At 73.3% G+C, this 12,481-nt stretch carries 17 protein-coding genes; 8 read left to right on the forward strand and 9 right to left on the reverse strand.

Going from position 1 to position 12,481, the window contains the following annotated elements:
- Window positions 1–336: mechanosensitive ion channel family protein (locus VGH76_RS27775; protein ID WP_414637833.1), on the reverse strand; the 336-nt coding region annotated here is incomplete at its 3' end.
- Between the two features lie 272 nt (window positions 337–608).
- On the opposite strand from VGH76_RS27775, the gene VGH76_RS27780 reads away from it, so the two are divergent.
- On the forward strand, window positions 609–1,232 hold the full coding sequence (locus VGH76_RS27780) for an Lsr2 family protein (protein WP_331560004.1): 624 nt from the start codon (window positions 609–611) through the stop codon (window positions 1,230–1,232).
- 89 nt (window positions 1,233–1,321) lie between these two features.
- Here VGH76_RS27780 and VGH76_RS27785 read toward each other — a convergent pair whose 3' ends face one another.
- Together VGH76_RS27785 and VGH76_RS27790 are read right to left on the reverse strand one after the other, a co-directional pair.
- Window positions 1,322–2,119, reverse strand: a complete 798-nt coding sequence (locus tag VGH76_RS27785; protein ID WP_331560005.1) for a methyltransferase domain-containing protein — start codon at window positions 2,117–2,119, stop codon at window positions 1,322–1,324.
- Window positions 2,120–2,193: 74 nt separating this feature from the next.
- Window positions 2,194–3,123: an AraC family transcriptional regulator gene (locus VGH76_RS27790; protein ID WP_331560006.1), complete on the reverse strand. Its 930-nt coding sequence runs from the start codon at window positions 3,121–3,123 to the stop codon at window positions 2,194–2,196.
- An 87-nt stretch (window positions 3,124–3,210) separates the two neighbouring features.
- Between VGH76_RS27790 and VGH76_RS27795 the strand changes: the two genes are divergently transcribed.
- Window positions 3,211–3,978 carry a class I SAM-dependent methyltransferase gene (locus VGH76_RS27795; RefSeq protein WP_331560007.1) on the forward strand — a complete coding sequence of 256 codons (768 nt, stop codon included), beginning with the start codon at window positions 3,211–3,213 and terminating at the stop codon, window positions 3,976–3,978.
- A 2-nt stretch (window positions 3,979–3,980) separates the two neighbouring features.
- Here the strand turns inward: VGH76_RS27795 and VGH76_RS27800 are convergent, their stop codons facing one another.
- The 3 genes from VGH76_RS27800 to VGH76_RS27810 are packed head-to-tail and all read right to left on the reverse strand — an operon-like array spanning window position 3,981 to window position 5,186.
- Window positions 3,981–4,286, reverse strand: a complete 306-nt coding sequence (locus VGH76_RS27800) for a hypothetical protein (RefSeq protein WP_331560008.1) — start codon at window positions 4,284–4,286, stop codon at window positions 3,981–3,983.
- Between the two features lie 12 nt (window positions 4,287–4,298).
- On the reverse strand, window positions 4,299–4,661 hold the full coding sequence (locus tag VGH76_RS27805) for a cupin domain-containing protein (protein WP_331560009.1): 363 nt from the start codon (window positions 4,659–4,661) through the stop codon (window positions 4,299–4,301).
- Window positions 4,662–4,694: 33 nt separating this feature from the next.
- Complete coding sequence (locus VGH76_RS27810) at window positions 4,695–5,186, reverse strand: DUF1059 domain-containing protein (protein ID WP_331560010.1); 492 nt, start codon at window positions 5,184–5,186, stop codon at window positions 4,695–4,697.
- Window positions 5,187–5,268: 82 nt separating this feature from the next.
- On the opposite strand from VGH76_RS27810, the gene VGH76_RS27815 reads away from it, so the two are divergent.
- Window positions 5,269–5,724 carry a MarR family winged helix-turn-helix transcriptional regulator gene (locus tag VGH76_RS27815; protein WP_331560011.1) on the forward strand — a complete coding sequence of 152 codons (456 nt, stop codon included), beginning with the start codon at window positions 5,269–5,271 and terminating at the stop codon, window positions 5,722–5,724.
- A gap of 21 nt (window positions 5,725–5,745) precedes the next feature.
- Here VGH76_RS27815 and VGH76_RS27820 read toward each other — a convergent pair whose 3' ends face one another.
- Window positions 5,746–6,861: a HoxN/HupN/NixA family nickel/cobalt transporter gene (locus tag VGH76_RS27820; protein WP_414637834.1), complete on the reverse strand. Its 1,116-nt coding sequence runs from the start codon at window positions 6,859–6,861 to the stop codon at window positions 5,746–5,748.
- A gap of 538 nt (window positions 6,862–7,399) precedes the next feature.
- Here VGH76_RS27820 and VGH76_RS27825 point away from each other — a divergent pair.
- A complete protein-coding gene (locus tag VGH76_RS27825) occupies window positions 7,400–7,822 on the forward strand; it encodes a nuclear transport factor 2 family protein (RefSeq protein WP_331560012.1) in 423 nt (140 codons plus the stop codon).
- Window positions 7,823–7,834: 12 nt separating this feature from the next.
- On the opposite strand, the gene VGH76_RS27830 is transcribed toward VGH76_RS27825, so the two are convergent.
- Complete coding sequence (locus VGH76_RS27830) at window positions 7,835–8,518, reverse strand: SDR family NAD(P)-dependent oxidoreductase (RefSeq protein WP_331560013.1); 684 nt, start codon at window positions 8,516–8,518, stop codon at window positions 7,835–7,837.
- Window positions 8,519–8,621: 103 nt separating this feature from the next.
- On the opposite strand from VGH76_RS27830, the gene VGH76_RS27835 reads away from it, so the two are divergent.
- Both VGH76_RS27835 and VGH76_RS27840 read left to right on the forward strand, forming a co-directional pair.
- On the forward strand, window positions 8,622–9,470 hold the full coding sequence (locus tag VGH76_RS27835; RefSeq protein WP_414637835.1) for a helix-turn-helix transcriptional regulator: 849 nt from the start codon (window positions 8,622–8,624) through the stop codon (window positions 9,468–9,470).
- Between the two features lie 81 nt (window positions 9,471–9,551).
- Window positions 9,552–11,408 (forward strand): Na+/H+ antiporter NhaA, encoded by a 1,857-nt coding sequence (locus VGH76_RS27840; protein WP_331560014.1) that lies wholly within the window; start codon window positions 9,552–9,554, stop codon window positions 11,406–11,408.
- Here the strand turns inward: VGH76_RS27840 and VGH76_RS27845 are convergent.
- Complete coding sequence (locus VGH76_RS27845; protein ID WP_331560015.1) at window positions 11,405–11,785, reverse strand: polysaccharide deacetylase family protein; 381 nt, start codon at window positions 11,783–11,785, stop codon at window positions 11,405–11,407. The two genes, VGH76_RS27840 and VGH76_RS27845, sit on opposite strands and share 4 nt — an antisense overlap.
- Here VGH76_RS27845 and VGH76_RS27850 point away from each other — a divergent pair.
- Entirely contained in the window at window positions 11,745–12,173 is a 429-nt protein-coding gene (locus VGH76_RS27850; protein ID WP_331560016.1) for a nitroreductase family deazaflavin-dependent oxidoreductase, read from the forward strand. The two genes, VGH76_RS27845 and VGH76_RS27850, sit on opposite strands and share 41 nt — an antisense overlap.
- A gap of 61 nt (window positions 12,174–12,234) precedes the next feature.
- A partial coding sequence (locus VGH76_RS27855; RefSeq protein ID WP_331560017.1) for a MarR family winged helix-turn-helix transcriptional regulator occupies window positions 12,235–12,481 on the forward strand: 247 nt, incomplete at its 3' end.

The raw sequence follows: 12,481 nt of genomic DNA on the forward strand, positions 1-12,481 counted from the left end.
CAGCGTCCCGACCGCCGAGACGATCACGAACACCAGCAGCACCCACTGCACCACCAGCCCGACCAGCTGGGAGGGCCGGCCCTTGGGCGAGAACCGCGCGACGTACTCGCCGCCGCGTCCGTGCGTGAGCTTGTCGTCGACGTGCACCCGGTGCAGCAGTCGCGAGATCCCCGCGCGGATCAGGCGCGCGATGATGTAGCCGATGACCAGCACCAGCAGGGCGCCGATCACGTTGGGCACGTAATTCACCAGCGTCGTGAAGGCGTTCTGCAGTGACGAGAGGGCGTCGAACCCGCCGCCACCGCCCGGTGAGGACTGTGCGGGAAGAGAGAGCATTACGAGAGCTCCTGAGGCGTCGGAGGCCGTTGGTCCCGCCGGTGGTTCCCGGGGCACCGCCGACCCGAACCACCGATTCGTGGGCCGTCCGTGAGAACTCGTCGTGAACGCGTCATGACCTCGGTGTTCGGATGTCGGGCACGACGGGGAAGCGTGCCGGCCACACTTCTGCTAAGACATGCCCGAGGGGGAAAACCGCACGGCATTGCCGCGATCGGGCGCACGCAAACGCGCGCACCGGCTTCACCGAACGATGGGAGCAGGGCCCAGCGATGGCTACACGAACCGTGGTCACCCTCGTCGACGACGTCGACGGCAGCGAGGCGCAGGAGAGCATCTCCTTCGGCCTGGACCGCGTCGACTACGAGATCGATCTGTCCACCGAGCACGCCGACGCGCTGCGCGGCCTGTTCGCGCCCTACATGGCCGCCGCGCGCCGCACCGGGCGCCGCCGGTCGTCCCGGGAGGCCCAGCCCGCGGCGCGTCCGGCGTCGTCGGGCACGGACGGCAGCGGCCCGGCCCGCTCGCGCAGCACCAACGCGCAGATCCGCGCCTGGGCCGCCGAGCACGGCGTCACGCTGGCCGAGCGCGGCCGGTTGCCCGGCCGCGTGATCGAGGCCTTCGAGGCGGGCGACCCCACCAAGCTGCCCGCCTCCGACGGCGCGGCTCCGGAGGCCCCGGCTCCCGCGACGTCCGCGCCGGCCGCGCCAGCCGCGCCGGCCGCCTCCGGGTCGTCGTCCGAGGACGGGCAGACCCGCGGGCGCGACGGCCTGACCTCCCCGGAACGCGAGACGATCCGGGGCTGGGCCGTGGAGCAGGGCATCGAGGTCAAGCCGCGCGGCCAGCTCCGCAAGGACCTGATCAGCAACTACCGCGCCTGGGAGGCCCGCCGGTAGGCCGTCGGCCACCACCTCCGACGACGCCGCCTGAGTCCCCGCCCGGATCGGGGTTCGGCCATTCTCCGCCGGGTCCCGATTCGATCCCGTCAGTCGGGCCGGCGTCCCCAGGCCGAGATCAACGGTGACGTCGCCAGATCGGGGACGAGGCCGGCGGCGCAGTTGTCGAGGTGCTGGTCGACCTCGGCGTCGATCGCGAGTCCGGCCGCCACGAGACGGTCGCGGATCTGTTCCACGGTGGCGATCTCGAGCGTCGTCGCGGCGGGCGAGGTGATGGGGAAGTAGGCGTCGGCCCCGACGTCGGACAGGCCCAGATCGCGCAGCCGCCGGGGCAGTGTGCGCCCGTAGGCCAGGTCGGCCTCGCGCCCGGCCATGAGGGAGCGGAAACCGCGGCGCAGCCGGTTCGCGAGCTGCTGGGCGGGGCCGTACTCGTCGGGACACAGCAACGGCTGCAGGCCCGGGTCGGCCTCCTCGACGAGCAGCCACCCGCCCGGTCGCAGGGCGCCGACCATCGCGGCGAGGGCCGCCTCCCGATGCGGGACGTGGGTGAGCAGCAGCCGGGCGTGGACCAGGTCGAGGCCGGTCTCGGGCGGGTCCTCGACGCCCACGTCGTGGCGGAGGATCCGCAGCGTCGCGTCCCCTGCCCCGAGCCAGGACGTGTCGAGGTCGGTGGCGAGCACCAGCCCGTCGGGCCCGACCCGCTCGGCGAGCCACTCCGGCACGCCGCGCCCGCCGGCGCCCACCTCCCAGCAGCGCCACCCGGGTCCGAGGCCGAGGCGGGTCAGGTGGCGGGAGGTGGTGTCGTCGAAGAGCTCGCCGAGTGCCGCGAGGCGGGTCGCGGCGCCGCGCTGTCGGTTCGCCAGCAGGTAGCCCTCGTCGTCGCTCACCGGGCCGCCTCCCGCGGACCCCGCGCGTGTTCCGCATCGACCACGGGGTGACCGTACGTCGTGCTGCCCGGCGCTCAGCCCGCCCGCCGCCATTCCTGCGGCGCGAGGCCGTGGGCGGTGCGGAAGCGGCGGATGAAGTAGCCGGGGTCGCGGTAGCCGACCCGGTGGGCGATCGCGGCCACCGTGAGGTCGGTGGTGGCCAGGAGCCGCCGGGCCTCCTGCAGGCGCCGCTCGGTGACCCACCGCCCCACGGTGCGCCCGGTCCGTCGTCGCACGACCGTCGTCACGTGGCCCGGCGAGCGCCCCACCGCCGCGGCCACGTCCCGCGCGGTGATCGGCTCACAGAAGCGTGCCTCCAGCGCGTCGAAGACCGCGGCGACCAGCGTCTCGTCGTGCTCGCGCAGGTCGGCCGGGACGTCGGCGGCGAGGCGCCCCAGCCGGACGAGCAGCAGCGTCACCCGCGCCCGGGCGGCCTCGGCGTAGCCGTCGCGCCGCTCCGTCAGCTCCGCCGCGAGTGCGGAGAGCTCGGCGACCCAGGTCGCGCGGTCGTCGGGCGGGAGGTGCAGCCGCTCGCCGCCGGGCCGTCCGCCGCGGGTGAAGGGGTAGAGCAGCGGGTGGGCGCGCCAGGCCAGGGGTGACGAGGGGGCGTCGGGGTCGACGAGGTCGGCGGGGAAGAAGACCGTCCACACCTGCGCGTCGGCCTCCGTGGGCTCGTCGAGCGGGGTGACGACGGCGCCCGGGGCGACCACGACGACGTGCCCGGACGCGAGGGACCAGGTGCGGTCGTCGACCCGCAGCCGGCCGCCGCCCCGCTCGACGTAGATCAGCACGAGGAAGTCGTGGATGTGCGCGCCGAGGAGGGCGCCGCCGTCGCGTCCCGGGCCGGAGCGACGGTGCACGGTCACCGCCGGCACGCCCGGCGCGCGGGCGTAGCCCATCACCGGCAGGCCGTCCGCGTTGCGCGTCACGCCGCCGGGCAGATCGGAGGAAAGTCCTGACGTCACGCCGTTCCGTTCCTTGTCCGCAGGTCCCGGGGCCAACAGGCTGACCCTGTCAGGAGAGAACCGTCCCATGCCTGCGACAGGAGCACCATGATGTCCGAGCCCGCGACGCCGGCTCCGGGGTCACCGGAGCGTCCCTTCCTCCCCGCGATGGGGACGGGTGGCCTGCTGCCCGTCTACGACGCGGTGAGCTGGCTCGGCGCCCGCAGCGCCCATCGGCGGGTGGTCGCCGCGGCCGACCCTGCACCCGGGACGACCGTGCTGGAGATCGGGTGCGGCACCGGGAACCTGCTGATCGCCGCGGCCCGCGCGCAGCCGGGGGCCACCGTCGTGGGCCTCGATCCCGACCCCGCCGCCCTCGAGCGCGCCCGCACGAAGGCGCAGCGCCGCGGGCTCGCGATCCGCGTCGAGCAGGGCTTCGCCGACCAGCTGCCGCACCCCGACGGCAGCGTCGACCAGGTCCTCTCGGCGTTCATGTTCCACCACCTGCCCGCCGACGCGAAGCGGGCCATGCTCGGCGAGGTCCACCGGGTGCTCGCCCCGGGCGGCGCGCTGTTCCTGGCCGACTTCGAGGGCGTGCCGCGCCCGTTCCGCCTGCTCGCGCCGCTGCTCCGGCTGCTCGGGCACGGTCCCGGACACGGCGGGCAGGGACACGGCGGGCAGGGACACGCCGGGCAGGGACACGGCGGGCAGGGACACGGCGGGCACGGGAACGACGGGCCGCTCGCGCCCGTCGCGAACGACCCGTCGATGGTCCGGCAGCTCCTCGGCGGGGCCGGCTTCACCGAGGTGGCGCAGGTCGGGGCGGCGAACAGCGCCTTCGGTCGGTGGATCGCGCACCGGGCGGTGCGCGCCTGACGTCAGAAGCGGTCCGGGGTGTCGAGCACCGGGTACACCCGCACCTCGGGCGGCCCGGTCACTCCGGCCTCGGCCATGACCTTCTTGATGTCCTCCTGGGCGTCGAAGAAGCGGTGGAACGACTCGAGGTCCGGCCACTCGTCGAGCGCCACCGCGTTGCCGTCGGGGTCCCGGACGAACTGGTGGTGGATCGCGCCGTGCCGGCGTCCGTCCTCGCTGATCGCGGCCATCGTGGCGGCGTTGTCGAGGACGACCTTCTCCATCGTCCCGGCGGAGATGGGGAAGGTGATGGTGATGACGACGCTCATGGCGGCCTCCGGTCAGGTGCGGGCGTAGGTCTCGGCGGTCTTGGACTCGAACTCGAGCCCGACGACGGGCTCGTCGCCGACCACCCAGGCGTCGTGACCCGGGCTGAGGCGGTAGGCGTCGCCGGACCGGAGATCGGCCTCCGTGCCGTCGTCGGCGACCACGTGCAACTGGCCGGCCACGAGGTAGCCGAGGTGCGCCGCTTCGCAGCTCGCGGTCCCGGCGACGGGCTTGATGCACTCCGACCAGCGCCAGCCCGGCTGCAGCGTCAGGCGCGCGATCGTGGCGTCACCGAGGCCGACGACCTCGACGGTCGTGCGGTCCGGCTTCCTGGTCTCGTCCGGGGTGGACATGCCCTTGACGTCGATGCTGCTCATGTCGTCTCCGATCGGACTGTTCTTCAGGGGCACTCAGGGCATCTGGGCGCGGACCACGTCGAGGTCGCGGAAGGTGACGTCGCCGCCCGCCAGTGCGGTCAGCCGCTCGGCGAACGCCGCGGTGGCGGGGTGCTTGGAGTTGGTCATCGCGTCCTCGTAGCTGGGGAACTCGACCAGCTCGACGTGCACGCCGGGCCGCCCGCGGTCGGCCCCGAGCACGAACCACCGTGCGGTGCGGTCGGGACCGATCTCGCGCAGCCAGTCCTCGATGGCGGCGTCGAACTCCTCGATCCTGTTCATCGGGAACTCGATGAGCTGCGCGAACGCGCCCGGTGCGGTCCCGGTCGGTGCGTCCTTCAGGCCCGAACGGATCATCTCGCGCAGCGCGGGGTCGTCGGTGTGGCCGTGGACGGCGATGGCGTGCTGCGAGGCCGCCTCGACGACCTCGTCCTCCTCCCCGGTGAGGGTCAGCGTGCAGCCGCCCTCGCTGGGCACGTCCCGGCAGTCGACGATCTTGCGGGCCATGATGTGACCCCCTCTGTAGTGGTCCAGATCACAACAGAGTAGTAGCCGTCAGGAAGCCATGTCACCAGGTAACCTAGCGAACATGGGGGAGCACTCGGAGTTCACGCGAGCGGTCCGGGACCTCGTGCTGGCCGGGGAGCGGTTCCGTGCCCGGGCCGGTCGCCGTCGCGGGCTGAGCCGGTCGTCGGTGACCGTGCTGACCACGCTGTTCCTCGACGGCCCGCGGGGTCCGTCGGCCCTGGCTGCGCTCCTCGACATCACCACCGCGTCCACGACCGAGCTCGTCGACCGGCTGGAGGCCCTCGGGCACGTGGTCCGCCGTCCGCATCCCCGGGATCGGCGGAAGCTCCTCGTCGAGCTGACCGACTCGGGGTCCCGGGTGGTCGAGGAGATCTTCGGGTCCTTCTCCGCCCGCGTCGAGGCCTCGAGCGGTGCGATGAGTGCCCAGGAGCGGCAGGCCGTCCTCGGGTTCGTCCGCGCCGTCAACGAGAACCTGGCGCAGGACGATCCCGGGGTCGGCGAGGGCGCCGCGTCCTGACGACCCCTGCGGGGCCCGCGGTCAGGCGCGCAGGTCCTGCTGCCAGCGCTCCTCGACGCGGCCGAGCTTCCAGACGGCGAGCGCGGCGATCCAGGCGACGACGAACAGGCCGACGACGACGAAGCCGACGTTGCCGAGGTCGAGGTCGGCGATCCAGGCGAGCGGGCCGTTCCGGATGTCCAGCTGCTGGGTGAGGATCGAGACCAGCTCGATGACGCCGATGACGAGCGCGACGACCACGGACAGTGCCGTGATGGTGATGTTGTAGAAGACCTTGCGCACCGGGCGCATGAAGGCCCAGCCGTAGGCGAAGCACATGAAGGCGCCGTCGGCGGCATCGAAGAGGCTCATCCCCGCGGCGAACAGGATCGGCAGCACGAGGATCGCCCACCAGGGCAGCGTCGCGGCGGCGACGCCGCCGGCCAGGACCAGCAGCGAGATCTCGGTGGCGGTGTCGAACCCCAGGCCGAACAGCAGCCCCGTCGGGTACATGTGGGCGGGCTTGCGGACGGCCCTCGTGACGCGCCCGAGGATGCGGTTCATGAAGCCGCGCTCGTCGAGGTGGCGCTCGAGCTCGGCCTCGTCGTAGTCGCCGTGGCGCATCCGTCGGAAGATCCGCACGATCCCGACGAGCACGACCAGGTTGATCACGCCGATGAGGACGAGGAAGAGGCCGCTCACCGCGGTCCCGACCAGACCGCCGATGACCTTGAGCGGCGAATCGTCGTCGCCGATCTCGGTCGTGACGGCCCGGACGCCGAGCCCGAGCAGCAGGACCAGGACGAACACGATCGTCGAGTGGCCCAGCGAGAACCAGAACCCGACGGTGAGGGGCCGCGGCCTCGACTCGTCGCCCTCCCGGTCGGTGAGCAGCTTGCGGGTGGTGTTGTCGATGGCGGCGATGTGGTCGGCGTCGAAGGCGTGCCGCATCCCCAGCAGGTAGGCCGTCAGACCGAGACCGATCCCGAACACCCCGGCGCCGCCCAGCTGGTAGTGCGCCGGCGCGATGAAGAACGCGAGCGTCCCCCAGCCCAGCACGTGCAGCAGCACCACGAAGCCGGTCATGCCCGCCACTGAGCGCTTCTCCGGGCTGGTCAGGGCGAAGCGGCGCGTCGGGGCGGGCGCGGTGAGGGTCACGGCAGGAGACGTTCCCTCGGAGGGTTCGCTAATGCAAGAGGTGTGCAGGTGAGCTACCCAGGCAGTCGGGTCCATCTGGCGTAACGGGGGCGGGGTGGTGGCGGTGATCCATCTGCGGTGATCGAATTGCTCCGTCTGTAGAGCGCGCCGGCCGAGGATCTGCGCGAGTGGCCCGAGGGGCTGCTCGAGGCGTAGGTGGCCGGGTTCGACGCCGCGGGCCGGGAGCCCGACGAGGGGTGCGGGGGCTGGATCGACGACGCGCTCAGCGCCAGATCGACGCCGAGCTCGACCGGGACGAATGCGCCGGGGCCAGGAGCCGCAGGTCGCGGGGCCGCCACCCGGTGCCATGTGTCGAGGACGTCGTCACCGTGCACCGCCGCCACGCCGACGATCCGGCCGATCACCGTCCGCTCCCCTGCATCGCGGGAGGACGCCACGACGGCGACGGTTCGGTGACGATCGTGCAGTCGGTCCCGCGGATCCTGTCACCCTCGGTCACGACGAGGCCGGTCCGGCCGGATCGGTCGGAGAGGGAACCATGGGCCACACCGACACCGTGAACGCGATCTACGAGGCATTCGGCCGGGGCGACATGCCGGGGATGTTCGAGTACCTCGCCGACGACGTGACGTGGAACCACCAGCGTCCCGGGCACTCCGGTCAATCGGCCGGCCTCGAGTTGGCACGCGCCCGCACTGGCAAGGCGGAGGTCCCGGGCTTCTTCGCGGCGGTGGCCGAGCTCGACATCGCCGAGTTCACCCTGGTCACGATGCTCGAGAACGCCGAGCAGGTGGTAGCCCTCGTCGACATCGACTACACCGTTCGCGCCACCGGCCGTCGGGTCGTCGACACCGAGGTGCACCTGTTCACGTTCGGCGCCGACGGGCGCGTGGTCGCGTTCCGGGACTTCGTCGACACCGGCCAGCTGATCGCGGCCATGCACGTCCCGGCCGCGGTCTGACGTCGCAGCCGCTCACCAGCCGAGCTCGGCGTCGTCCTCGAGGAAGGTGCCGGTGGGCCCGTCCTCGCCGAGGTCGGCCATCCGCACCACGGTGGCGGCGCTGACCTCGACGGGGCGGCCGTGCGGGTTCGCCACCCCACCGAGCTCGGTCGCGGTGTAGCCGGGCTCGACGGCGTTGATCTTCACCTCGGGCACGGCCCGCGCGTACTGCACGGTGAGCATCGAGACGGCCGCCTTCGTGGCGCCGTAGACGACCGCCTGCACGTGCGAGGCGGGCTTCGCCAGGTCGTGGTTGGCGGTGAACGAGCCGAGCGCGCTCGAGATGTTGACGATGACCGGGTTCCCGGACTTCAGCAGCAGCGGCAACGCGGCCTCGGTGACCCGGACGACGCCGACGCAGTTCGTGTCGAACATGGTGAGCGCGTCCGGCCCGTTGAGTCCCCACATCGCGATGCCGGCGTTGTTGATCAGCACGTCGAGGCCGCCCTCCGCCTCGATGCGGGTGAGGGCCTCGGCGACCGAGGCGTCGTCGGTGACGTCGAGCCGGACGTGCCGGGCGCCGAGCTCCTCGGCGGCGGCGCGGCCTCGGGCCTCGTCGCGGGCGCCGACGTAGACGGTGTGCCCGGCGGCGACGAGCTGGCGGGCGGTTTCGCGGCCGATGCCGCGGGTGGCACCGGTGATGAGCGTCGTGGTCATGGCGCCGAGCCTGCGACGACGGCGGCGGCCCAGGCAGCCGTCCGGTTGTCGTAGGACCAGCAGGACCAGGACAGGGCCGCTTCCCGCGCGGACACTCGACGGCGTGGACACGTGGGAGTTCGGGCGGATGGTGCGCCGCGCCCGCGACCGGGTGACCCCGCAGAACGTCGGGCTGCCGGCCGGCGGGCGCCGCCGCGCTGCGGGCCTGCGCCGAGAGGAGCTCGCCGGGCTCGCCGGCATCTCGGCCGACTACCTGACCCGGCTCGAGCAGGGCCGGGCGACGTCGCCGTCGGCCCAGGTGGTGGAGGCACTGGCGCGTGCCCTGCGCCTCGGCGACGCCGAGCGGGACCTGCTCCACGGCCTGGCCGGCCACGCCGCGCCAGGGCCGGACGTCGTCCCCTCGCGCATCACCCCGAGCGTGCAGCGGCTGCTCGACCGGCTCTCGCACACCCCCGTCGTCGTGTACGACGCGACGTGGACGCTGCTCGTCGCCAACGCGCCGTTCGACGCGCTGATGGGGGAGACCTCCACCTGGCGCGGCCTGGAGCGCAACGCGGTCTGGCGCAACGTCGCCGGGCCGGGGAACCGCGTCGTGCACACCGCCGAGGAGCAGGCCCGGCACGTGGCGCACCTGGCCGCCGACCTGCGGATGACCGCGGCGCGCTACCCCGCCGACCGCGGGATCGCCGGCCTCGTCCGCGAGCTCTGCGCGCACAGCCCCCGGTTCGCCGAGCTCTGGGAGTCGGGCGCGGACCCCGGCCCGCGCCCCGACCCGTCGAAGCGCAAGACGATCGAGCACCCGGCAGTCGGCCCGATCACGCTCGACTGCGACACGCTCGTCGTCGCCACCGACGACGTCCGGATCATGGTCTACACCGCCGAGCCCGGGACCGAGGACGCCGAGCGGCTCGCGCTCGCGCTCGTGCTCGGCACGCAGTCGTTGGTGGAGTGACGATCCCAGCCCGGATCGGCGGCGAGCTGCGTTAACGTCGTCGGCGTGGAAGGGGAGCCGACGGCCTCGGGGTCCGCCTCCATGACCGGGCAGACGCCCTGGCACCTGACGTGGGGCCGGCGGGTGCGTCGCTTCCTCGGCGGCGAGAACGCGCCCGCCGCGGCGCTGATCGCGGCCGCCGTCGCCGCCCTGCTCTGGGCCAACATCGCCCCGGCGTCCTACGAGGAGATGTGGGCGACGCCGTTCTCGGTCCGCCTCGGCGACCACGGCCTCTCGCAGGACCTGCGGGCCTGGGTCGACGGCGGGCTGATGACGCTGTTCTTCTTCCTGGTCGGGCTCGAGGCCCGCCGCGAGTTCGACCTCGGGGAGCTGCGCGAGCGCCCGCGGCTGGTGCTCCCCCTGCTCGCCGGCCTCGCCGGCATGGCGGTGCCGATCGGGCTCTACCTGGCCGTCACGGCCGGCACCCCCACCGCGCACGGCTGGGGCGTGGTGATGTCGACCGACACCGCGCTCGCCCTGGGGCTGCTCGGCCTCGTCGGCACGCGGTCGGCGGCCCTGCGCTCGTTCCTGGTGACGGTGCTGGTGGTCGACGACCTGGCCGCGTTGATCGTCATCGCGGTCGCCTACACCGAGCACGTCGCGCTGCCGGGACTGCTCGTCGCGGTCGGGCTGATCGCGGTGGTGCTCGGGGCCCGCGCGCTCGGGCTGCGGACGCCGGGGATCTACGTCCTGCTCGGCCTCGGCACCTGGGCGGCGCTGCTCGGCAGCGGGCTCGACCCGGTCGCCGCCGGGCTCGCGATGGGCCTGCTGACGTTCGCCTACCCCGCCGCGCGGGGCGACCTCGAGCGGGCCACCGACCTGGTGCGGGCCTTCCGGGAGCAGCCCACCGCCGAGCTCGCCCGGTCCGCGAGCGTCGGGGTGCGCGCCGCGGTCTCGCCCAACGACCGGCTCCAGGCGCTCGTCTCGCCCTGGGTCTCGTTCCTCGTCGTCCCGCTGTTCGCGCTGGCCAACGCCGGGATCTCCCTCGACGGCGCCTTCCTCGCCCGGGCGGCGACCTCGCCGACGACGTGGGCCGTGCTCGTCGCCTACGTCGTCGGGAAGCCGGTCGGGGTCGTCGGCACCTCGGCGCTGCTCACCTGGGTGACCCGCGGCCGGCTGCGCCCGCCGGTGGGCTGGGCGGGGGTGGTCGGCGGCGGCACGATCGCCGGGGTCGGGTTCACGGTCGCGCTGCTCATCGCGTCGCTGGCGTTCACCGGGCCCGACCTCGCGGAGGCCAAGCTCGGCGTGCTCGCCTCCGCCGTCGTCGCCCCGCTGGTGACGTGGCTGGTGTTCCGCGCGCTGGCCCTCATGCCGGCGTCCCGACGACGCAGCGCGCTGCTCGGCTCCGCGCCGGTCATCATCGACCTGCTCGACGAGGTGGACCCGGACCGCGACCACGTCCGCGGCCCGCACGACGCGCCGGTCACGGTCGTCGAGTACGGCGACTTCGAGTGCCCCTACTGCGGGCAGGCCGAGCCCACGGTGCGCGAGCTCCTGGCCGAGCACGGCGACGTGCGCTACGTCTGGCGCCACCTGCCGCTGCGCGACGTGCACCCGCACGCCGAGCTCGCCGCCCGCGCAAGCGAGGCCGCGGCCGCCCAGAGCGCCTTCTGGGACCTGCACGACCGGCTGCTCGACCACCAGGACGAGCTGCGGGCGATCGACCTCGAGCACCACGCCGCCGAGCTCGGTCTCGACGTCGAGCGCTTCCGCCGGGACCTGCGCTCACCGGACGCCGCCGAGCGGGTCGCCGCCGACCTCGAGTCGGCCGACCGCAGCGGCGTCTCGGGCACCCCGACCTTCTTCGTCAACGGCCGGCGCCACTACGGGGCCTACGACATCGACTCCCTGAGCCACGACGTCTCGGTGGCCCAGGCCCGCTCGAAGATCGGGACCTAGCGCGGCCGGTCCTCGCTCGCCTCGGGCAGCACGGCGCGGTACGGCAGTTCATCGTTGACCGCGTCGCTGTCGTAGACCAGGTCGGGGTGAGCGGCGGCGAGCCGGCGGGTGCGCTCGCTGGGGAAGGATCGCACGTACCAACCGCGCACCGGGCGCCCGACCAGCGCGCGCAGCACCCGCATCGCGTGCTCGAGGTCGTCGCGCTCCTGCTCCTCGGTCATGCCGGTCACCTCGGCCCACCGGTAGCCGTGGCCCATGACGTCGTGCCCGCTGCTCCATGTGCTCGGTCTACCGGCCGGGGAATGCTCCCGGGGAGAGCCGGGGTTGGTGCCCGACGTGAGCGACAACGTGGAACTCAGCCCGACCGACTGGGTCAAGGGCCAGACCGAGAAGATCCTCGAGACCGGGACGACGGAGGGCGTCGAGGTGCTCGGATCACCGGTCGTGATGCTGACGCTGACCGGTGCGAGGTCCGGCAAGCGGCGCTACACCCCGGTGATGCGCGTCGAGCACGACGGCAGCTACGCCGTCGTCGCCTCGAAGGGCGGCGCTCCCGAGCACCCCACCTGGTACCACAACATCAAGGCGCACCCCGAGTTCCCGCTGCAGGACGGCACCGAGACGAAGACCTACGTCGCCCGCGAGGTGTCCGGCGACGAGCGGGCGCGGTGGTGGGACCGGGCCGTGAAGGCCTACCCCTCCTACGCGGAGTATCAGGAGAAGACCGACCGGGAGATCCCGGTCTTCGTGCTCGACCCGAAGTGACCACGTGAACGGATGTGGTCATCGGGGCGACCACATCCGTTCACATGGTTAGCCTGGGGGGATGACCACCTCGGCGGCCCGGGCCACGCCGATCGACGAGCAGCTGTGCTTCGCCATGGTGTCGGCGTCCCGGGCCATGACCGCGTGCTACCGGCAGGGGCTCGAGGAGCTCGGGCTGACCTACAGCCAGTACGCGGTGATGCTCGTGCTCTGGGAGCAGGAGGCCGTGACCATGGGATCGCTGTGCGAGCAGCTGCACCTGGACTCCGGCACCCTGTCCCCGCTGCTCAAGCGCCTGGAGAAGCAGG

Origin of the sequence: Actinomycetospora sp. (genome assembly GCF_036497585.1) — a bacterium.
Lineage (GTDB): Bacteria > Actinomycetota > Actinomycetes > Mycobacteriales > Pseudonocardiaceae > Actinomycetospora.

Excerpts from the sequence above, each read along its gene's own strand:
- VGH76_RS27780 (WP_331560004.1), top strand. The coding sequence starts at position 609 with ATGGCTACACGAACCGTGGTCACCCTCGTCGACGACGTCGACGGCAGC.
- VGH76_RS27795 (WP_331560007.1), top strand. The coding sequence starts at position 3,211 with ATGATGTCCGAGCCCGCGACGCCGGCTCCGGGGTCACCGGAGCGTCCC.
- VGH76_RS27800 (WP_331560008.1), bottom strand. The coding sequence starts at position 4,286 with ATGAGCGTCGTCATCACCATCACCTTCCCCATCTCCGCCGGGACGATG.
- VGH76_RS27805 (WP_331560009.1), bottom strand. The coding sequence starts at position 4,661 with ATGAGCAGCATCGACGTCAAGGGCATGTCCACCCCGGACGAGACCAGG.
- VGH76_RS27810 (WP_331560010.1), bottom strand. The coding sequence starts at position 5,186 with ATGGCCCGCAAGATCGTCGACTGCCGGGACGTGCCCAGCGAGGGCGGC.
- VGH76_RS27815 (WP_331560011.1), top strand. The coding sequence starts at position 5,269 with ATGGGGGAGCACTCGGAGTTCACGCGAGCGGTCCGGGACCTCGTGCTG.
- VGH76_RS27825 (WP_331560012.1), top strand. The coding sequence starts at position 7,400 with ATGGGCCACACCGACACCGTGAACGCGATCTACGAGGCATTCGGCCGG.
- VGH76_RS27830 (WP_331560013.1), bottom strand. The coding sequence starts at position 8,518 with ATGACCACGACGCTCATCACCGGTGCCACCCGCGGCATCGGCCGCGAA.
- VGH76_RS27840 (WP_331560014.1), top strand. The coding sequence starts at position 9,552 with ATGACCGGGCAGACGCCCTGGCACCTGACGTGGGGCCGGCGGGTGCGT.